Below are 18,978 nucleotides of genomic sequence, written 5' to 3' on the forward strand. Positions count from 1 at the left end.
CCCCATGACCTGATGATCAAACAGGCGGCATGAACGACAACCGGGATTAGCTTAACTCAGCCGCCAAACTGTCCAAGAAGGCGGGACCACCTCAGGGAGGCGAGGCCAGACGTTGTCCGGAACAAATGATGATCGCGCGCTCACCGAAATTTGAGATGAGCGCCTGCTCCATCTGGGTGAGGCGATCATCATTGCCGATATCCGCCATCAGCCCCCCCCCCCCCCCAGGCACAACAGGAATCGATGCAACGAAATAAATCGCAACATTGTTAAATTATGTTAATAATATTGCGATTTCAAATTCACTATTGCGCGTGGTGACTGCCACCATTTCGCAAACAATGCCTTGTTTTTATTTCGAAAACCAGGGCCGCAAAAAATCACGGCCCTGGCCCCCGCCCAATCGCGTCGGCAACGTTCGACGCGATATTTAATGATTAAGGGACGATGCCAAGCCTGAAGGAGTCTTTGAAACGGATCGCTCGGCACCGTCAGCGACCGCTCCATGTTTCATTTCCTCATCATTTCGAGTTTCTTAGCATCCGCAGTCAGGCATACAGGATCGTAGCTTCCTCAAATTATAGTAGATCAATATTTTCTCCAATAAATGTGCGCATTATGGCCGCTGGGAAATTCCTAGAGCATAATTGAGAGTGCCATATTTGAATCATCACTCTGGTGCCGAGCCAGCATCTACGCCACGCCACGGCCATCATTGATGATAGCGAGGATACGATGCCCGACACCATGATCGAGCGCATAGCGCGCGTGCTGCTCCGAGAACGTTTATCTAAAGATGGTCACGCCTCGAGCGACGCATTTGAGAAGACCGTCAATGAGGAGTGGCCGCAGTTTGCCCATTACGTTCGCCTCCTGTTGGTTGAAATGCGTGAACCCACGAAAGCGATGATTCTGGCAGCACACGAGACAGAAACTATTGCACCCGAACACATATCCTACGCGGAGCTCACCAAGCGTCGTTTTGCGGCAATGATTGACGCGGCGCTGGCAGAGGGAGCGTGATATGCGAGTGTCGCGTGCTATTGCGCGACAACAAGAAGCGCGCCTTCCAGCGATAATTGAGAACGTCCTGTGGCCCAGGCCGGGCGCCCCCGCCAAGTCGCCACTCACGGGATATTAGCCGGTCATATGAACGAATGTCCGCTATCAGGATCGACGGAGGATGCCCTGAATGACTGGCATTGGGCGCGATGCCGATAGTCGGCTCCTCCGCACTCGAGCGTCGGCTTCTGTCAGAAGTCGACGCTCCTGCTCGGGCTGGGAAACGGCTTAAAGTGGGTCGTGACCTGCCCGGCAGTTCGCGCCCAGTTGCAGACCTACGTTGCGCGGAGGTCCTGGCTGCATTTCGAACAGGAGCGGCGTGGCCAAGGATGGCTTATACCCACGAAACCCATTCGGGTTGTGAACGGGGAAGTTCGGCAAACGGGGCAACGAAACAGCCATAGCGAAACAGCGCCATGCGCGAGCCAAAACGCCATGCCCGGCAATGCGGCAACCATTCCCCAGCGACTAACAGGCCAGAATAGCCAGAGAGGGGTCGTGACGAACATCAGCAGGGTCCAGCCGGTAAACAACCATGCTTTTCGGTAGAGGGACATCGGCCGAGATTAGGTGAAAAGGTGATGACCGGCAATGTCCGCTTCCCACCACGTCGAGACATTCAGAGCTCGCCGCCGGTGCGTGGGATAGCGGAGAAGCTGCCGGTCGGCATTCAGGAATGCCATTAGAGCGCCGGAGTGACCGGCATTGGTCGGCAGGTGCCCAGGGCATTCCTGCTTATCAGTCCCAAAACGTTCTTCCGATGGTCAATCTGGCCGTCGGAGAATGATCATGGAGATCCTTGAAGCCGAACCCACCGCCGTCAAATGTCGCGTCTGGAACGCGGGAAGAACCGTCGGTGCAAAGCGCGCTCTGAAGCCGAAGCAAATTTGGGAAATCCGATTCTACCTCAATCAGGCGCGCCGTTTGCGAGATCGGGCGCTGTTCGATCTCGCGATCGACAGCAAGCTCCGAGGCTGCGACCTGGTGCAGATGAAGATCGGCGATCTCGTCAGTGGCGGCCAGATCCGAACGCGGGCAATCGTGATGCAGCGCAAAACAGGCCGTCCTGTTCAGTTCGAGTTGCTTCCAGACGCTCGCGCCAGCCTGCTGGCTTGGCTCGAGCGGCGGGGCGGCACGGTGGACGACTATGTCTTTCCAAGCCGTGTCGATCATAACGGGCATCTCAGCACTCGCCAGTATGCCCGGCTTGTCGATGAATGGGTGACAGGGGTCGGACTGATGCGAAGCGAGTATGGCACGCACTCTCTGCGCCGAACTAAGGCATCGATCATCTACAGAGCAACCGGCAACCTTCGTGCCGTCCAGATTCTGCTCGGCCATAGCAAGATCGAGAACACGGTGCGCTATCTCGGAATCGACGTGGAAGACGCGCTTGCCCTTGCCGAGAACACCGAGATTTGATCCGTCGGCCCCTCGCTTCGGCGAGGGCCGATCTCACCGCGCTTGAGACTCTCCCGTGATTCCGCGTAATCGGTGCTCGTTCACGAATTGGTTGACCACGCATTTCCGTGAGGTGTCAACCACGCTTGCCAAATGCCCCTGCTGAGGCAGTTCTGACGTTCCGGGAGGCGACGGTGAAGCCTGGAGACATCCTCTTCCGGACGCCCTGGCTGGCGGAATACCAAGTGGTGACAGATTCTGCTGCCACTGTTCTGAACATACCAAACGCTCAAATGGGGCCGCGGTGCAGTGACCGCGGCCCCGTCAATTCAATAGTCCATCGCCGGCATCGGAGCCGTCTTCTCCTCCTTGGGCAGCTCGGCAACGAGCGCTTCGGTCGTGATCAGCAGCGAGGCCACTGATGCCGCATCCTGAAGCGCGGTGCGCACCACCTTGGCGGGATCGATCACGCCCGCCTTGACGAGGTCCTGATATTCGCCGGTCGCCGCGTTGAAGCCCCAGTTATAGTCCTGGTTCTCGAGCAGCTTGCCGACGATATAGGCACCATCCTCGCCGGCATTCTCGGCGATCTGGCGTGCAGGTGCACGCAGGGCCCGGCGGACGATGTCGATGCCTGACTGCTGGTCGTCATTGGCCGCCTTGAGGCCGTCGAGCGCATTGATCGCGCGCAGCAGCGGGATGCCGCCGCCCGGCAGGATGCCCTCTTCGACGGCCGCGCGAGTGGCGTGGAGCGCGTCGTCGACGCGATCCTTCTTCTCCTTCACCTCGACCTCGGTCGCGCCGCCGACCCGGATCACCGCCACACCGCCGGCGAGCTTGGCGAGCCGCTCCTGGAGCTTCTCGCGGTCATAGTCGCTGGTCGTGGTGTCGATCTGCTGGCGGAGCTGTGCGACACGGCTGTCGATGTCGGTCTTCGTACCGACGCCGTCGATGATCGTGGTGTTGTCCTTGTCGATCGTCACCTTCTTGGCGCGACCGAGCATGTTGACAGTAACATTCTCGAGCTTTGTGCCGAGCTCCTCGGAGACGACATTGCCGCCCGTCAGGGTGGCGATATCCTCGAGCATCGCCTTGCGGCGATCGCCGAAGCCCGGCGCCTTGACCGCCGCGACCTTGAGCCCGCCGCGCAGCTTGTTGACGACGAGCGTCGCGAGCGCCTCGCCCTCGACATCCTCGGCGATGATCAGCAGCGGACGGCCCGACTGCACGACCTTCTCGAGCAGCGGCACCAGCGCCTGCAGGTTCGACAGCTTCTTCTCGTGGATCAGGATATAGGGGTCGTCGAGCTCGACCTTGAGCTTCTCGGCATTGGTGATGAAATAAGGCGACAGATAGCCGCGGTCGAACTGCATGCCCTCGACCGTCTCGAGTTCGGTCGCCAGGCTCCTGGCTTCCTCAACGGTGATCACGCCTTCGTTGCCGACCTTCTCCATCGCCTCCGCGAGGATCCGGCCGACCTCCTCATCTCCGTTGGCGGATATGGTCGCGACCTGCGCGATCTCGCTGTTGGCCGAGACCTTGCGGGCATGGCTCTCGAGATCCTTGACCACGGCACCGACGGCGAGATCGATCCCACGCTTCAGGTCCATCGGGTTCATGCCGGCTGCGACCGCCTTGGCGCCCTCGCGCACGATCGCCTGGGCGAGCACGGTCGCCGTCGTCGTGCCGTCGCCGGCCTTGTCGTTCTGCTTTGCCGCGACCTCGCGCAGCATCTGCGCGCCCATATTCTCGAACTTGTCAGCGAGCTCGATCTCCTTGGCGACGGTCACGCCGTCCTTGGTGATGCGCGGCGCCCCATAGTTCTTGTCGATCACGACGTTGCGGCCCTTGGGCCCCAGCGTCACCTTCACGGCATTGGCCAGCACATCCACGCCGCGCAGCATGCGATCACGCGCGTCCGACGCAAACTTCACGTCCTTGGCAGCCATGGTATTCGTCTCCTGTCCTTTCAAAAATTGTGATTGAAGAAGTGAAGCAAAGCCTCTCGATCAGGCCGCCTGCTTCAAGGGCACGACCTGGTCGATCACGCCGAGGATGTCGCTCTCCTTCATGATGAGCAGATCCTCGCCATCAATCCGGACCTCGCTGCCCGACCATTTGCCGAACAGCACCCGATCGCCGGCTTTCACGGCGAGTTCGACCAGCTGGCCGTCCTTGTCGCGCGCACCGGTGCCGACGGCGACCACTTCGCCTTCCTGCGGCTTCTCCTTAGCGGTGTCGGGAATGATGATCCCACCGGCCGTCTTCTCCTCGGCCTCGACACGGCGCACGAGCACGCGATCGTGAAGGGGACGAAAATGCATGAGCAAAAACCTCCTGTTGCTTCAGCGATGATTGGATCTGCCGACGCTCGCGCGACGGCAGTCGCGGGCGGGCCACAGGGGGACGGACAACCGCCTCCGGGCACCCGCGCAGCACATTTTTAGCACTTGGCATTTCTGAGTGCCAAGGGAATTTTTTGCTTCCGCATCGCCGAGGGACGTCTTGACGAAGTGACGGCCGCGACCAAAATCTCTCGGTTGCCGGCTTTTCGGCCGGCTGAGAAAGGAGCGGCAGACAGAAAGGAGGCAAGGTCATGTCCGAACCTTTTTCCCGTTTTCTTCATCCCTTCGACGTCGCGCGCCATCCGAGCCTGGAGCCGGAAGTCAAACGTGCGATCCTCGCATCCTGGGCGTCCGACTGGTCCGCGGTGAAGGACCAGCCTGCTTTACGCAGGCCGCCCGGCGCGAAGCGTGTCGTTCCTGTCGACGATGTATTCGCCGCCATGCGAGCGCTTGATGCTCCACCGGCAGGCGGCGCGTCGCCGCGATGAGCGACCGGGCGCTCCTTGCACAGCTGGAGGGCTATGGGCTCACCACCGCCGAGATCCATTATTATCGGCCTGATGCGCCCTCGCTCCTCCAGCTGTTTGTCTGGCAGGAATATGACCTGGCGCCCGACTTTCCGGTGCTGTTCGACTTTCTGGGCTATTGGGATCACGAGATCAGGACGGCACTCCATTCGGTGAGGATCGCCCACGACCGATTGATTCGGCCGACCGAATGGCGGGCGGTCGATGGGCTCATCACCATCCCGTGAGCGCTTGGGCGGCAATTCGCCTCGGCGAAAATTTTTCGTCGAAAAATCTTGAAGGGCGATTTTTCGTTTCCTAGCTCATGTGTGCCGGGCGCCGTGTTCGGGTCCGGCGGGACATAGAGGGCGCTGGCTCCCGACATTGCCGGCGCTCCTCGTGCCCAGATCGCTTCATTTGGAGGATTTGGATATGAGGACCAATTTCGACTTCACGCCGTTCCGGCGTTCGACCGTCGGTTTCGACCGGCTCTTCGACCTGCTCGAGACGGGCACGCGCGCCGACACGCCGACCGACGGTTATCCGCCCTTCGACATCGTGCGCGAAAACGAAGACAGCTATCGCATCACGCTTGCGGTCGCTGGCTTCGCGCCGGACGAGATCGAGATCGTCGCCCAGCAGAACCAGCTGACCGTCACCGGCAACAAGGCCGACCAGGACGACCAGCGCCAGTATCTGCATCGCGGCATCGCGACCCGAACCTTCGAGCGTCGATTCCAGCTCGCCGACTTCATCGAGGTGGGCAGGGCCGGTTTTGAGAACGGCCTGCTCTCGATCGAGCTCAAGCGCGTCGTCCCCGAGGCGATGAAGCCGCGCAAGATCGAGATCGGTGGCGGCCATCCGGCCAACGATCGGATCGAGGCTCCGAAGGCCGAACACCAGGCGGCTTGATTTCATGCCTAACCGGCTCGTCGGCGTCGCTCTGCATAGAGCGGCGACCGGCGGGTCATACCCATTTCCAGCCAAACGAGGAGATGATCATCATGACTGTTCGTGATCTCATTCCCTGGAGCCGGCAGGAAAACCGGCTGCCCGTGCAAGTGACCAGCGAGCGCCGCGCAGACAGCAACCCGCTGCTGTCACTGCACCGCGAGGTGAACCGTCTGTTCGACGATGTCTTCCGTGGCTTCGGGATGCCGTCCTTCTCCGGCATCGACGCCGGAGCCGAATGGCCGCAGATCGAACTCGCCGAGACCGAAAAGGAGCTTCGCATTATCGCCGAGCTGCCCGGCCTCGACGAGAAGGATATCGACATCGAGGTCGAGGAAGGCGCGCTGACGATCCGCGGCGAGAAGAAGGCCGAGGTCGAGGACAGGGAACGCGGCTATTCGGAGCGCAGCTACGGTCGCTTCGAACGGCGCATCGGCCTGCCGCGCGGCATCGACCGCGATAAGACGAGCGCGACCTTCCGGAACTGCGTGCTCGTAGTGACGCTCCCCAGGACGGAGGCGGCGAACGAGAATGTTCGTCGGATCCCGATCCATGGCACGGCCGCTTGAGGATAGGACCCGGGACCTGCGTCCCGGACCAGTCCAGTACGAAAGAAGGCCAGAACCGGCCTCGAACGACAATGGCGCTCTTGGAGCGCACCTGTCGGGCGCATTGCCAGCGGATGCGTTGGCGATCATCGAGCCAACACCGGTCGCCACCAATCAAAGCGGCCGGGCGCGTCGCGTTCAATGGCGGCTGCGCTTTAGGACGCAAACGGGACCCTCTGTCGATCCGCTGACCGGGTGGACGGGCGGCAGCGATCCGCTGGCCCAAGTGATTCTGCGATTCCCGAGCTTCGAAGCGGCCGACCGTTACTGTCGCGTGCAGCACCTCAATTTCGAGGTCCGCAAGCCGGCGTCGCGATTAGCTCCAATGAAAACGATCAAACCAGATCAAATCTGCGAACAGCAGAGAAAGGACTAGAAATGCGTAAGGTCCGTACAGTCGTCCTGAGCGGTGTCGCAGCACTGGCAGTCGCCGGTGCCGCGCTGGCCGCTACTCGGGACATGCATGTAATGAAGGTTGGCCTGCCTGACGGGTCGGTCGCCAGAATTGAATATGCGGGCGATGTAGCGCCCAAAGTGATCGTCGCGCCGATTGAGAAGGCCGTGCGGGTGAACTTCTTCGACGCCGTTGACGCGGCACCCTTTACCGCATTCGATCAGATTGTGGCATCGATGGACCGCAACATGGACGCGATGGTCCATGAGATCGGCGCACTCCAGCCAATGCTGCCATCTGCGAACGGCAAGATCGATCTCGCGGCGCTCGGCAAACTGCCGCCGGGAACCGTCCACTATCAGTTCGTCTCGACGAGCGACGGCAGCGGCACATGTAGCCTGAGCGTCGAAGCGACGTCTTATGGGCCGGAACAGAAGCCCAAGATCGTGTCGAACAGCGTAGGCGACTGCGCTTCGACGAACCGCAGGCCGGTGCCGACCCGTCTCGATGATCCCGCCGGGCCAGCCGTCCCAGTGGTGACCAAGACCGGTATGACCGCGACGGCGGAGCCTTATCGTACGACCAACATCATTTGACTTGAGTGGGGGCGGCCCGCTGGCCGCCTCCGCTCTCATCCTGCGTCCATCAACCTCCATGCATGTACCTCCCAACGTCTTCTCCAGCTTCGTCATGCTGCTGGTCACAATCGGCCCGATCGAGACGGCCGTGGTGTTCTCCAGCCTCACCGCCGGCATCCATCGTGGCGAGCGGGCGCATCTTGCGGTCCGCTCGACCGCGATTGCTGGGTTGGTCCTGCTGCTCTTCGCTCTCGGCGGCAATTTCACGCTCGGTCTGCTCCATATCTCGATGCCGGCTTTTCGCGTCGCGGGCGGGATATTGCTCTTTCTTCAGGCACTGAGCCTAACTTTTTCCGGACCTGGCCTCTCGTCGATCAGCGAGGGCGAACGTCATGATGCCGAGCGTCCCGGCGATATCGCGGTCTTCCCGCTAGCATTTCCCTTAATTGCCGGTCCGGGCGCGCTCTCGGCTGTTGTACTTCTGACCGGCCGGACGGAGGGATGGATCGAAGAGACTGGCGTGCTTGCGATGATTGCGGCCTGTCTTGCGCTGACCTATGCCGCGATGCGCGCCGCTGAGAGGCTGGTCATCTGGTTGGGTGCAACCGGCGCCGACGTGGTACGGCGCATATCGGGTGTCTTGCTCGCTGGACTTGCGACGCAGTTTGTCTTTGACGGTCTTGGGAGCGCGCCATTTATCCGGTGAACCCTCCTATGGTTCCGCATTCAATAGCCGCGGGAAAGCGGCTTTTCGCACAGTCCCAGGCGAGTCAGCGTCGGAACTGGATGCCTTGGCATTCTTGGCCTGCTTGCATGATCGTAATTTACAGCTCCGGTAGCTAAAAGGGGTCAAACTCGACTAGCCCGAGCGGCAGCTTCGATCCACACCGGCCATTCGCTTAAGCGATCTGAATGACTGAGGTTGGTCGGTTGCGGTCGGCAGTTCTGCGCCCAAAGTCGGCCATAGCGGCGCTCTTTAGCCGCCCCCAATTGCCGACCGTCCGGTCTTCGGCGGTTTGCACGGTGGCGATGGCCCCGGGAACGCCCGAGTTGGGGACCTTGCAGAAAGTCCGCTTGCAATAGGGAAACGAGATAAGCGGACGGTGCGAACGCGATCAGCCCCGGCGTCTCGCGAGACTTCTTCTTATGGAGAGCGGCGCTCGCATTTCTCAGGCGCCGAGAGTCATTGCCCCGCCGGCGAGTGAAGCGCGGCGGGGCTACTCGACAAGGTTATTCCGCCTTGTCGTAGGAGAACTGGATACCGGCGGTGCCGCCGGTCTCGATGAACAGGTTGATGAAGGCCGGGACGGTTTCGCTGCGCTGCCAATCCCGCTGGAGCTCGCAGAAAAGCTGGACGGTGGATATGAGCTTGCCGCCGGCCTGCTCGATCCGTCGCAGCGCAGCTTCATGGGCGGCGACGGAGGTGCCACCGACCGCATCGACCGGCACATAGACCTCATAGCCTTCGGCCAGCGCGTCAATCGCCGGGAAGGTGAGGCAGGCCTCGGTCCACAGCGCCGTCATGATCAGCTTCTTGCGGCCAGTGTCTTCGACTGCCTTGCGGAATTCCACGTCTTCCCAGCTGTTGATGCTGGTGCGGTCGTAGGTGGGATAATCCTTCAGCACCTTGTGAACATGCGGAACGGGCGGTTTGTTGAGGCCGGTCTTCACGTTCACCGTCGAATGCACGATTGGCAGGTTATAAGCGACCGCTGCCTTTGCACATCCCACGATGTTGTTCAGGAGAAGCTGCCGGTCCATCGATGCGATCGAGTTCACCTGCACCGGTTGATAGTCGATAATGATGAAAGCGGCATTCTGCGGAGTCAGCAGCCGGTCAGCCTTGGGATCGCGAATGGGTTCGCTGGACATGATTTCATCCTTCCTCTTGCAGGCGCCCGTCTCCTTTCCACGCGGACGCCATTGTCCGGCGGCTGGGCGGCGCGGGCGCGTCCGCCATCCCGAATGTAAAAACCGGAACGCCCGGCCCCCTGTGCCGAGGGCCGGGCGTCCGGTCAGACCGCCTGTGTGAAGCGGCCGCTGTTGAAGTCGTCGATCGCCTGGCGGATCTCGTCCTCACTGTTCATCACGAACGGGCCATAGCCGACGATGGGTTCGTCGATCGGCTCGCCGGTCAGGACCAGCACCATTGCGTCGCCATTGGCATGGATCGACACGTCGTGCCCCTCACGGCTGAGCAGGATGACTTCCGCTTCGCCGGCTTCTTGCCCGCCATTGACGGTCACATGCCCGGTCAACACCACCAGCATGGCGGTGTGGCCTTCGGGCAGGTCTAGCGTCAGGTCGGCATCGCGGGTCAACCGCAGATCCCAGACGTTGATGGGCGTGAAGGTCCTCGCCGGACCTTTTGTATTCAGCAGTTCGCCGGCGATCACCCGCCCCTTGCCCGCGCCATCCGGCAGGTCGACGACCGGGATGTCGGCCGAGACGATCCCCTGATAGCCGCCGGGGACCATCTTGTCCTTCGCGGACAGGTTGACCCAGAGTTGCACCATGCGGAACGGGCCGCCCGTCTTCGCAAAGGCGGACGCATGATATTCCTCATGGAGGATGCCGCCCGCCGCCGTCATCCATTGGACGTCACCGGGGCCGATGATGCCGCCGTTGCCGGCGCTGTCCTTGTGCTCCACCTGTCCGTCATAGACGATGGTGACGGTCTCGAACCCGCGATGAGGGTGCTGGCCGACGCCGCGCCGCTCCGTCGTCGGCTCGAAATGATGCGGCCCCGCATAATCGAGCAGTAGGAACGGGCTGATGTGCTGGCCGAGGCTGTTGTAGGAAAAGAGCGAGCGAACCGGAAAACCGTCGCCCACCCAGTGGCCGCGATTATTGCCGTAGCGACCGAGGATGGTCTTGCTCATGGCCTGTCTCCATCGTGGCGAGTCCTGATCGCCAACCGTTCCGGTGCAGGTAGCACTGCAACGCAGTGGCCAGAAGATTGCAAAATCCGACACAGCATCCTAAAAATGGGATGATGCAGGATCTCAACGATCTCTATTATTTCGTGCAGGTCGTGGATCATGGGGGCTTTGCCGCTGCCGAACGGGCTACCGGCCTTCAGAAATCGAAGCTGAGCCGTCGTATCCAGCAATTGGAGGATCGCCTCGGCGTGCAGTTGCTTAACCGTTCGTCTCGACGTTTCTCGGTGACCGAGATCGGCCGCGAATATCATGATCGCTGTGTGGCTGTATTGGTGGAGGCCGAGGCGGCCGATCAGGTGATTGCGCAGGTGCGCAGCGCACCACGGGGCGTCATCCGCGTGAGCTGCCCCGTGGCACTGATCAACTTCCAGTTCGGGGCGCTGTTCGCCAAGTTTCTTGCAGCCTATCCGGACATCGAAATCCATCTGGAGAGTACCAATCGGCGGGTCGACGTGATCGGCGAAGGGTTCGATGTCGCCATCCGGGTGCGCTTCCCGCCTCTGGAGCAGACCGACCTTGTGATGCGGCGACTGGACACGAGCACCCAATGCCTTGTGGCCAGTCCGTCCTTCATGGACAGCAGGACAATCGTGTCTCCGGCCGACCTCAATCGACTACCGAGCATGACGTTCGACCCCGTTCAGCGCGATCATCAATGGCAGCTCGAACATGTGGATGGCCAGACGGCGAGCGTTGTCCATCTGCCAAGGCTGGTGACGGATGACATGGCGGCACTCCGCGATGCGGCGATGGCCGGGGTCGGTATCGTGCAATTGCCCACGATGATGGTCTGGCGACAGGTGGAGGCGGGCGATCTGGTGCATGTCCTGCCGGGCTGGCAACCCCGGGCGGGCATCGTCCACGCCGTCTTCCCGTCCCGTCGAGGATTACTGCCCTCCGTGAGGACATTGCTGGATTTCCTTGCCACAGAATGCGCTGAAGCGAGGAAAAGAGCGTCCATATAGTAGAAGCCCGAGTATCGGGGCCGTGCCGAGTGTGTCTGCACGGCCTGCCCCGCAACACCTCGAAAGAGTGAGAGTAGCGTTGGGTTGCTGTGACGGATGACGACCGACGGAAACGTCCCACCTGCCCATCTTTTGGGGGCCGCACAACATCCCCTTGGAAGAATGGCGGGTATCGGGATTTGGTAATGGTCATGCAGAATGATGCTACTTGGCTCGACTACCGACCAGCCGCTGCGTCCCGAGAAAGCCGCCCAGCAGGAAGGCGCCCCAGGTCGGCCGTTCTTGAACTATTGAGCCGTTCCCGATTCCTGCCGGTCTTCTTTCGCGAGGGCCGGTGGCCTTGCCTTGGGTCGGTAACGATCTGCTCAGAGAGGTTTTCACCATTTATGATGATGGACGCGAGCGGCGGTTTTCGAATTCACACCCCGAGATATTACCACATCTTGTGATCCTATCGCCTCATGGGACTTATACTCTTAACGGAGCCGGCGCAGATTGGGCGGGGCGCCCCGTGGCGCCCCGCTCGCCGTTCAGGCCGGCTGGAGGTTGATGGCCGAAGTCTTGCCCCGGCGATCGGTTTCCAGTTCATACGAAACGCGCTGGTCCTTATCGAGCGTGCGCAGCCCCGCACGCTCGACGGCGGAGATATGCACGAAAGCGTCGCCGCTGCCGTCTTCCGGTGCGATGAAGCCATAGCCCTTGTCATTATTGAAGAATTTGACGGTTCCGATGATCATTTCTTGGGTTCCTTGCCCATGGTGCGGGCATAGGCCGACATGGCTTATCCCGGCCTCGTGAAGCTCGTGGGGACAAGGGCGACCTGAGTGGCCCGGTATCCGTCGCAGGCGACGTCAGCAGAGCCTTCATAGGCGATTCAATATAAAAAACCATCATTCATTTTGAAGGTAATTCAAGATCGGAATATCTGAAAATAAAATTCGGATGATTTTCAGATTTCTCGAGCTGTTTTCTGGCAATAATTTCAGAGAATGCGCCGGAGCATCGGGCTGCCCTCTGCGAAAATGTCATTTTCACCATCCGATTTGTCCATTTTGATGCTCGTCAAAGCCGCATGAGGAGATTTAAATCTTAGCCAATTCTGGCCTTATGCCGCGATCGGCTCTGCTGTCTCCGTCAGCTTTCCCGGCCAGCATGAGGCTCAAAAGAATCGCCCCCCGAATGTGAAGTGTGGCTGGGAAAGGGACGGCGCTTCATCCGCGAGCCTCTGCCCGAACAGCCTCCTTTTCCGCTGCTGCATCATTTCGCATTTGCTCGCCGCGCTGGAGTCGGTTGGCCATGGCCAGCCATGCCTCACGCGAACGAAGGCAACGCTCTTTCACATTCTCGAGAATGGTCGTCTCGGCCTCGCGCTCGCATTCTGCGGCTCGGGCAAGATAATAATCGCTCGTTGTCGACATGATCGGCCTTCCCGCAAATGGACCAGCAACGTGCTCAGCCCAGCACCTCTGCGACGATTCTCTGGATTTCGGCTCGTGAAAGAACAGGAAGCCGCTTAACCGGATGCCCCGAACGTAGTTCGGGGCGAAGGAGAGGCGCCGGCAACGGGCGGGCGGAAATGGAATAGTAATTCATGAATCCTCGGCGCAAACAGATCGCGCATAGATGGTGGTAACGCGCTAACGGCGCTTCCGCTGCATGGTGTGCAAGGGCGCAGAGCCTCTTTCGCGATAGACGATCCGCCCCTTTTCGAGATCATAGGGTGTCATTTCGACACGCACCTGATCGCCGACCACAGAGCGGATGCGGCCCCGCCGCATACGGCCCGCCGTATAGGCGATGATGCTACATCTATTTTCCAGCAGCACCCGGAAACGGCCATCGGGAAAAATCTCATTGATCTGGCCATCGAAGGTCATAAGTTCCTCCTTGGCCATAAATATTTCCTTACAGACGGACATCGCCGCGAGCGAAAACCCGGAGCGGCCAGAAGCATGTAAGGGAAGGCGATGCGCCAGCATCAAATTCCGTCGCAGGCGACGTCAGCCTCTTCTATATGGACGCATTTCCCGTCATTCGCAAGGTCGACGTCAAATTTGGCCCTTCATTACCGGCGATGTCGATATTCTGGAATTTTTATTGAAGCCGCCGCCAGCACCCATTTGAGCCAATTCGCCGCCGATCCGGGCATAGAAACGGCAGACCCACGCAATCTGATCCGCAGTGATCGCCAGATAGTCGCCTACCGGCAGATCGGCGGCGGCTCCCTCGCTGATCGTGTCTTCAGGCCACCCCATGGTCAGCCTCGGCATGTGGCGCGTGTCCCCGCGCTGCACCCGTCCATCGCAATAAAAGAGGGTATCCCGGCACCGTCCAAGCGCACGCAGCCGGGCCTGATCATCACGCTGCATCCCGAGCCGCACGCAGACTGCGTCCAGCTTGAGGCCGGTATTGTGCAGCCGCGTCAGCGCGCGGACATCGGCGGAAGGCCAACCGGCCGCGAGCGCCACCTCGTCCAGCAATATGTTCAGGAAACGGTCCAGCTCACGTAGCCCGTTGCCGATCATCTTCGCCCGATAGCGCCCCCTTACCGGCGTCCATTGCGATCGCCCCAGGCCAGACCCCAGAAACGCGGCGGCATCGCGCAAGGTAAGATGTGCCCGCTCGATGCCGATGGATGGGGTGTGGGCGATGACGAAAGCCTTACGAGGTTGCCGGGCATCCCTAGCACGACCGATGGCCGAGCAGATGCACAATCCGAGGCACGCCAAGGATGGCCGAACATAGGGCAATGCTGTAGTGTCACTCCATCGCCGATACAGCTCCATGCAGGCATTCGGTGACTGAGAGCCCGTGCTCCCGCTTGCCAGAGGGACACGAGCCATGCGCAATGCATCGATAGAGGCATCCTATTTCGCTGAGCGTGAGGCGATCTCGCTCCGCGCCGAGCGCGAGGCATCCGATGGCTGCGCGAGGATCGCCCATCACAAGCTCGCCGCTGCCTACAACGCCCGACGCCGGATGGCGCTGATGGGCGCGCTACGCCATGGCTGATCTCCCGAACAATCCGCATATCCTGCGTAGCTGGCACGAATGGGAAATCGACGGACGCGAGCGGCGGCTCATTCTCGTCGTGGAAACCGACATCGAAATGCGGCCGGAAATGGACGGGTTTGATGCCCGGCTCATGGACGAAGTGCGGGAGGCGGCGATCGGCGAGATGCGCGATTCCCCGAATGCGATCCATCTGATCCGCATCGTGCCGGCGCAATGATCGTGTCGCGTCACGACAAGGACGGTGAGCGCCCGTGATCACCCACCAGCAGCGTATCGGCTTTTATCGGGAATGGTCATCGCGCGCGGCCCGGCAAGCCTTGGCCGCCGTGCAGCCACAGACAAAGGAGCGCTGCTCTCACAGCGCGGGCATCTGGGCGCGCATCGCGGATGCGCTCGAAGCGGGCGATGATCCCCAAGTGGCCAGGATGACCCGGAATATCACCTTTTTCAATATCGGCTGCCTTGTGCCCAGCGTCTGAATTCGATGCCCGTGCCTGATGACCTTCCTTCCCGCTTTCGAGAGAGCATGATGACCCGACCACTGAAGCGTTTCGCGATCACCCCGTATCGCGAGAATTATCGGCTGCACATGGAGACGGAGGGCGGCGAGACTTTCGAAGCCATCGCGTCGTTCGAGCAGCTCGATCTGATTTCAGAGGAGATTGATCGACGGCTTGATGCAGACGAGGATCAGGAACTGCCATCCGGAATGTCCGGCTGACGCGACGCGGTTCGGCACAGCGGGATGCATGGCCGAACCGATCCCGGATGGACCATGACACCGCCTAGAGCGTTGCCATGGCCCGATCGGGATTCTCGCTCAGCATAAGCTCGATACCGTCGGCGTTCGCGATGTCGTCGATCGCGTCAGCGACGATCCCGGTCGCTTTCTTCTGGCGGCGTTCCCGCCGCTCCGCCGCTTCCGCCTCGCGGCCCCAGGCCATTGCCGCGGTGGTTTCAACAATTCGCACATTCTCAAGCCGGGTATCCGCCGCCCGGTGGCGATGGAGAGTCTCCTGCGCGCGGCACAGGGCGGATGAAGGGACCATGAGCAATCTCCCGATCAGCCCTTGAGGGGCGTGGGCACGCCCTTCAAGGATGGGTTCGAGGCATTGGTTTTTGGTGGTGCCGCCTTCTTTGGCTTGCGGGTTTCCTTGTTTCCCCTGCGTTGGCTTTTGGCCATGATGCTGTTCCTTTTCGCGTTCGAGCCAAATGGCCAACGCTCTGATCCCCGATAGGAGCAGGAAAACTCGCGGGCCTTGAAGGCGCGCTCGTGGGCGATGCTATTTCGTCGCGATGTCCGCTGCTTCGGCGCGGAATTCCTCGCGGGCATAGGCGCGGGCCGCGGTGAGGGTCGGAAAGCGGCCCTCCACCACTTTCGCGGTGACGAGCGGATAGCCCTGCGAATTGAATCGCGTCGTCCGCACAGTGATGCGGAATGTTCCGTCCTCGTCCTTCGAGATCAGATAAGGGCGGACGGCGGCTTTGGGCATCTTATTTCCTTGGCTCGTACGGTGAAGGAACCTCGGAATCCCTCACAGGCACGAGCCTGTCGCAACGGCGGCCATGATCTGCGCCGAACATGGCAGCAGGAATGTCGCCGGCGGAGCTTCCCGCCATTCGTCGATGTTCATGAGGCGCCTCGCTTGCTGAGCGTGGGCTGATCGTCCCACCGTCACGAGGATGCTGGAGAGGACTCCGTGATGAAACCTTATAGCACGGACAGGATCCCACGTCGCCTGTCCTTCTCGGCTTCAGGGAAAGCATCGTCTCACCTCCGCTTCATATGGAATTGGCTATCCGGCCGCGCTTCGGCTAGACTGCGCGCACCTGGGACGATGCTGGTAGAGGCGGCTCCTTTCCTTGCCGCCATGCTTCTTATTCTCAGCGGAGCCAGACAAGCGGCACCGGCCTTCGTTGCCGGGATAAATCCTGTTCGGTCAGGGTTGAGAGCAGGTGATCCACCAAAGCGTCGATCATATACAAGGCGACGGGAAATCTGAGGGCGGTTTAGATCCTGCTCGGTCACACCAAGATCGAGAATACCGTTCGATATCTCGGCATCGACGTTGAGGATGCATTGACCCTAGCCGAAGGCACAGAGATCTGATCGCGTCGGCTCCTCCCTCCCATGAGAGGAGCCGATCGGCACCTCGATAGGGAAGTCGACGCGCTGGAGGACGGTGAGGAGCGCAATGAGCATTCACGAGGGGACACACAACGGGTCGACTGTGAACGTCTGGGTGCACCTGCCCGCTGCCCCGGAACGTGATAGTTGGCACGCAGCCAAGGGAAGTCCGATCAACAGTCAGATGCTTGATCAGCGTCGACAAAGCTTAACAGAAGGGCCGCTTCACCGACTTGGTCCTCGCAAAGCCGCCAGTCTTTAAACGTGAAGAGTTTCGGGCGCCGGCAGGCGTACGAAAGTCTCCGAGGACCGAACCCGCGGGCCGCAAGCGGGGAGCTATGGGGTTTTCGTTTCCGGCGCCACGACGGGGCTGACGCTCAGGCAGGCGAGAAGCGGGCTGGCTGCTTCGACCGTTGCCACGGGAGGTAGCGTCCGGTGGTGAGGCCTGCGTGGTTGCTGAGGTGTCGCCGACGCTGGCGGGGCAGTCGACGTCGATAGCGCAAGCTGTCGTCTCGCCGGAAACGCAGGATCTGCGCCGCGTGGAGAAGGCAGGCCATGCCGGGTCATGGCATCATGCTCCCGGTCGCGGTGGTGCCATCGGGCGGTGCGCGAGGCCGGCTCCCGCGTTCGAAGGTCTCGACGATGACCATGCGCCCGCCGCAGCACGGGCATGGCGGCCGGATGTCATCGGGCTCGACCGTCGCCTCGTCGTCCACACGGGGCGCGACCCCGAGTAGGTCGCGAACATGGTCGAGATGCGCCTTGCGGGTGGCACCGGCGAGCAGGCCGTAATGGCGGATGCGGTGGAAGCCCTTGGGCAGGACGTGGAGCAGGAAACGCCGGATGAATTCGTCGGCGGCGAGCGTCATGACCTGCTGCCGGTCCGTGCCGGCGCGGCGGTAGTCCTTGAAACGAAAGGTCACGCCGGTGTCGTCGAAGCGCAGGAGCCTGCTGTTCGCAATGGCGACGCGGTGCGTGTAGCGCGACAGATAGGCGAGCACCGCGTCGGGGCCAGCGAAGGGCGGCTTGGCATAGACGACCCAGCGCTTCTTTCGGACCGACGCCAGGTGGCGCAGGAAGGCGCGTCGGTCGGTGAGATGCGCGAGGCCGCCGAAGAAGGCGAGCTGCCCGGCGCCATGTAGGGCTATCAGCCGGGTGAGGAAGAGGCGGCGGAACAGCTTGCCCAGCACGCGCACGGGCAGCAGGAACGCGGGACGCAACGCGACCCAGCGGCTCCCGTCCGGCGACAGACCTCCGCCCGGGACAATCATGTGAATGTGCGGGTGGTGGGTCATGGCCGAACCCCAGGTGTGGAGCACCGCGGTGATGCCGATGCGGGCGCCGAGGTGCCTGGGGTCGGCGGCAATGGTCATCATCGTCTCGGATGCGGCCTGGAACAGCAGGCCGTAGAGCGTCGCCTTGTTCTGGTACGCGATGTCGGCGACCTCGGCGGGTAGCGTGAAGACGACGTGGAAGTAGCCGACGGGCAGGAGGTCGGCCTCGCGCTCGGCAAGCCACGTGCGCGCGGCCGCACCCTGGCATCGGGGGCAATGGCGGTTGCGGCAACTGTTATAGGCCACCCGCCTATGCCCGCAGTCGGTGCAGGCCTCGACATGCCCGCCGAGCGCGGCGGTGCGACAATGCTCTATCGCCGACATCACCTTGAGCTGGTGAAGGCTCAGATGCCCGGCATAGGCGGCCCGATATGCGGGGCCGGCGGTGCGGAAGATATCGGCGACCTCGAGTGAGGCGCGCAACGCGGCCTCAGCCGCCGGGCGAGGCTCCGACCGGCGCGACTAGGGTCAGCTTGTCGAAGGGGCTCGTCACCGCGCGCATCGTGCGGGTCGCGACCTTGGTGTAGAAGGCGGTGGTATCGAGCTTGGCGTGCCCGAGCAGGACCTGGATGATGCGGATGTCGATGCCGTCTTCCAGCAGATGCGTGGCAAAGCTGTGGCGCAGCGTATGCGGGCCGACCCGTTTGGTGATGTCTGAGGTGGTGCCGGTTTTCTGGACAGGGTGTTAAGCTACTCCCGACCTGATGGATTGGTACGGGAATGAAGACGACGAGGAAGCGCTACAGCGC

At 61.3% G+C, this 18,978-nt stretch carries 25 protein-coding genes and 2 pseudogenes; 15 read left to right on the plus strand and 12 right to left on the minus strand.

Annotated features, from left to right (window positions below; translation table 11 throughout):
- The first annotated feature begins 735 nt into the window (after nucleotides 1–735).
- Nucleotides 736–1,023: a hypothetical protein gene (locus FHS98_RS18170; RefSeq protein ID WP_167108749.1), complete on the plus strand. Its 288-nt coding sequence runs from the start codon at nucleotides 736–738 to the stop codon at nucleotides 1,021–1,023.
- Between the two features lie 828 nt (nucleotides 1,024–1,851).
- A complete protein-coding gene (locus FHS98_RS18175; RefSeq protein WP_167108752.1) occupies nucleotides 1,852–2,484 on the plus strand; it encodes a tyrosine-type recombinase/integrase in 633 nt (210 codons plus the stop codon).
- A gap of 308 nt (nucleotides 2,485–2,792) precedes the next feature.
- On the opposite strand, the gene groL is transcribed toward FHS98_RS18175, so the two are convergent.
- Both groL and groES read right to left on the minus strand, forming a co-directional pair.
- Entirely contained in the window at nucleotides 2,793–4,412 is a 1,620-nt protein-coding gene (gene groL, locus FHS98_RS18180) for a chaperonin GroEL (protein WP_167108754.1), read from the minus strand.
- A 60-nt stretch (nucleotides 4,413–4,472) separates the two neighbouring features.
- Nucleotides 4,473–4,787 carry a co-chaperone GroES gene (gene groES, locus FHS98_RS18185; protein WP_167108756.1) on the minus strand — a complete coding sequence of 105 codons (315 nt, stop codon included), beginning with the start codon at nucleotides 4,785–4,787 and terminating at the stop codon, nucleotides 4,473–4,475.
- Nucleotides 4,788–5,059: 272 nt separating this feature from the next.
- Between groES and FHS98_RS18190 the strand changes: the two genes are divergently transcribed.
- The 7 genes from FHS98_RS18190 to FHS98_RS18220 all read left to right on the plus strand — a co-directional run bounded on the left by FHS98_RS18190 (nucleotide 5,060) and on the right by FHS98_RS18220 (nucleotide 8,551).
- Nucleotides 5,060–5,296 (plus strand): hypothetical protein, encoded by a 237-nt coding sequence (locus FHS98_RS18190; RefSeq protein WP_167108758.1) that lies wholly within the window; start codon nucleotides 5,060–5,062, stop codon nucleotides 5,294–5,296.
- On the plus strand, nucleotides 5,293–5,562 hold the full coding sequence (locus tag FHS98_RS18195) for an usg protein (RefSeq protein WP_167108759.1): 270 nt from the start codon (nucleotides 5,293–5,295) through the stop codon (nucleotides 5,560–5,562). Before FHS98_RS18190 ends, FHS98_RS18195 begins: the two co-directional genes overlap by 4 nt.
- Nucleotides 5,563–5,746: 184 nt before the next feature.
- Entirely contained in the window at nucleotides 5,747–6,226 is a 480-nt protein-coding gene (locus FHS98_RS18200; RefSeq protein ID WP_167108799.1) for an Hsp20 family protein, read from the plus strand.
- Nucleotides 6,227–6,318: 92 nt separating this feature from the next.
- The gene (locus FHS98_RS18205; protein WP_167108802.1) at nucleotides 6,319–6,834 is read left to right on the plus strand and encodes an Hsp20/alpha crystallin family protein; all 516 of its coding nucleotides are present in this window, start codon (nucleotides 6,319–6,321) and stop codon (nucleotides 6,832–6,834) included.
- Between the two features lie 118 nt (nucleotides 6,835–6,952).
- Nucleotides 6,953–7,249, plus strand: coding sequence for an NADH dehydrogenase ubiquinone Fe-S protein 4 (locus tag FHS98_RS18210; RefSeq protein WP_167108761.1), 297 nt, complete (start codon nucleotides 6,953–6,955; stop codon nucleotides 7,247–7,249).
- A 2-nt stretch (nucleotides 7,250–7,251) separates the two neighbouring features.
- Nucleotides 7,252–7,863 carry a hypothetical protein gene (locus FHS98_RS18215; protein ID WP_167108763.1) on the plus strand — a complete coding sequence of 204 codons (612 nt, stop codon included), beginning with the start codon at nucleotides 7,252–7,254 and terminating at the stop codon, nucleotides 7,861–7,863.
- A 58-nt stretch (nucleotides 7,864–7,921) separates the two neighbouring features.
- Nucleotides 7,922–8,551 (plus strand): MarC family protein, encoded by a 630-nt coding sequence (locus tag FHS98_RS18220; RefSeq protein WP_167108765.1) that lies wholly within the window; start codon nucleotides 7,922–7,924, stop codon nucleotides 8,549–8,551.
- Nucleotides 8,552–9,075: 524 nt separating this feature from the next.
- Here FHS98_RS18220 and FHS98_RS18225 read toward each other — a convergent pair.
- Entirely contained in the window at nucleotides 9,076–9,717 is a 642-nt protein-coding gene (locus tag FHS98_RS18225) for a hydrolase (RefSeq protein WP_167108767.1), read from the minus strand.
- A gap of 143 nt (nucleotides 9,718–9,860) precedes the next feature.
- Nucleotides 9,861–10,727 (minus strand): pirin family protein, encoded by an 867-nt coding sequence (locus FHS98_RS18230; RefSeq protein ID WP_167108769.1) that lies wholly within the window; start codon nucleotides 10,725–10,727, stop codon nucleotides 9,861–9,863.
- Nucleotides 10,728–10,840: 113 nt separating this feature from the next.
- Here FHS98_RS18230 and FHS98_RS18235 point away from each other — a divergent pair, with 113 nt between their 5' ends.
- The gene (locus FHS98_RS18235) at nucleotides 10,841–11,752 is read left to right on the plus strand and encodes a LysR substrate-binding domain-containing protein (protein WP_167108805.1); all 912 of its coding nucleotides are present in this window, start codon (nucleotides 10,841–10,843) and stop codon (nucleotides 11,750–11,752) included.
- Nucleotides 11,753–12,282: 530 nt separating this feature from the next.
- Here FHS98_RS18235 and FHS98_RS18240 read toward each other — a convergent pair.
- From FHS98_RS18240 to FHS98_RS18255, 4 genes are all read right to left on the minus strand, one after another.
- Nucleotides 12,283–12,489, minus strand: coding sequence for a cold-shock protein (locus tag FHS98_RS18240; RefSeq protein WP_167108772.1), 207 nt, complete (start codon nucleotides 12,487–12,489; stop codon nucleotides 12,283–12,285).
- A gap of 474 nt (nucleotides 12,490–12,963) precedes the next feature.
- Entirely contained in the window at nucleotides 12,964–13,170 is a 207-nt protein-coding gene (locus FHS98_RS18245) for a hypothetical protein (RefSeq protein WP_167108776.1), read from the minus strand.
- Between the two features lie 219 nt (nucleotides 13,171–13,389).
- Entirely contained in the window at nucleotides 13,390–13,647 is a 258-nt protein-coding gene (gene infA / locus FHS98_RS18250) for a translation initiation factor IF-1 (protein WP_167108778.1), read from the minus strand.
- Between the two features lie 153 nt (nucleotides 13,648–13,800).
- On the minus strand, nucleotides 13,801–14,466 hold the full coding sequence (locus FHS98_RS18255) for a hypothetical protein (protein ID WP_167108781.1): 666 nt from the start codon (nucleotides 14,464–14,466) through the stop codon (nucleotides 13,801–13,803).
- A gap of 127 nt (nucleotides 14,467–14,593) precedes the next feature.
- Between FHS98_RS18255 and FHS98_RS18260 the strand changes: the two genes are divergently transcribed.
- The 4 genes from FHS98_RS18260 to FHS98_RS18275 are packed head-to-tail and all read left to right on the plus strand — an operon-like array spanning nucleotide 14,594 to nucleotide 15,488.
- Nucleotides 14,594–14,764: a hypothetical protein gene (locus FHS98_RS18260; RefSeq protein WP_167108784.1), complete on the plus strand. Its 171-nt coding sequence runs from the start codon at nucleotides 14,594–14,596 to the stop codon at nucleotides 14,762–14,764.
- Nucleotides 14,757–14,984, plus strand: a complete 228-nt coding sequence (locus FHS98_RS18265; protein WP_167108787.1) for a hypothetical protein — start codon at nucleotides 14,757–14,759, stop codon at nucleotides 14,982–14,984. The genes FHS98_RS18260 and FHS98_RS18265 overlap by 8 nt, the downstream gene beginning before the upstream one ends.
- Nucleotides 14,985–15,018: 34 nt before the next feature.
- On the plus strand, nucleotides 15,019–15,246 hold the full coding sequence (locus tag FHS98_RS18270) for a hypothetical protein (protein ID WP_167108790.1): 228 nt from the start codon (nucleotides 15,019–15,021) through the stop codon (nucleotides 15,244–15,246).
- A 5-nt stretch (nucleotides 15,247–15,251) separates the two neighbouring features.
- Nucleotides 15,252–15,488: a hypothetical protein gene (locus FHS98_RS18275; protein ID WP_243848115.1), complete on the plus strand. Its 237-nt coding sequence runs from the start codon at nucleotides 15,252–15,254 to the stop codon at nucleotides 15,486–15,488.
- A gap of 64 nt (nucleotides 15,489–15,552) precedes the next feature.
- On the opposite strand, the gene FHS98_RS18280 is transcribed toward FHS98_RS18275, so the two are convergent.
- Both FHS98_RS18280 and FHS98_RS18285 read right to left on the minus strand, forming a co-directional pair.
- Nucleotides 15,553–15,987 (minus strand): hypothetical protein, encoded by a 435-nt coding sequence (locus tag FHS98_RS18280; protein WP_167108746.1) that lies wholly within the window; start codon nucleotides 15,985–15,987, stop codon nucleotides 15,553–15,555.
- A 63-nt stretch (nucleotides 15,988–16,050) separates the two neighbouring features.
- A complete protein-coding gene (locus FHS98_RS18285; protein WP_167108793.1) occupies nucleotides 16,051–16,260 on the minus strand; it encodes a hypothetical protein in 210 nt (69 codons plus the stop codon).
- 470 nt (nucleotides 16,261–16,730) lie between these two features.
- Here FHS98_RS18285 and FHS98_RS18925 point away from each other — a divergent pair.
- Nucleotides 16,731–16,877 (plus strand): annotated as a pseudogene (locus tag FHS98_RS18925) (integrase); the annotation flags it as partial.
- Nucleotides 16,878–17,458: 581 nt separating this feature from the next.
- Here FHS98_RS18925 and FHS98_RS18290 read toward each other — a convergent pair.
- Complete coding sequence (locus FHS98_RS18290; RefSeq protein ID WP_167108796.1) at nucleotides 17,459–18,652, minus strand: IS91 family transposase; 1,194 nt, start codon at nucleotides 18,650–18,652, stop codon at nucleotides 17,459–17,461.
- A 7-nt stretch (nucleotides 18,653–18,659) separates the two neighbouring features.
- A pseudogene (locus FHS98_RS18295) lies at nucleotides 18,660–18,881 on the minus strand (tyrosine-type recombinase/integrase); the annotation flags it as partial.
- Between the last annotated feature and the right edge of the window lie 97 nt (nucleotides 18,882–18,978).

It is taken from the genome of Sphingomonas oligoaromativorans (assembly GCF_011762195.1).
In the GTDB taxonomy this organism is placed as follows: domain Bacteria; phylum Pseudomonadota; class Alphaproteobacteria; order Sphingomonadales; family Sphingomonadaceae; genus Solisphingomonas; species Solisphingomonas oligoaromativorans.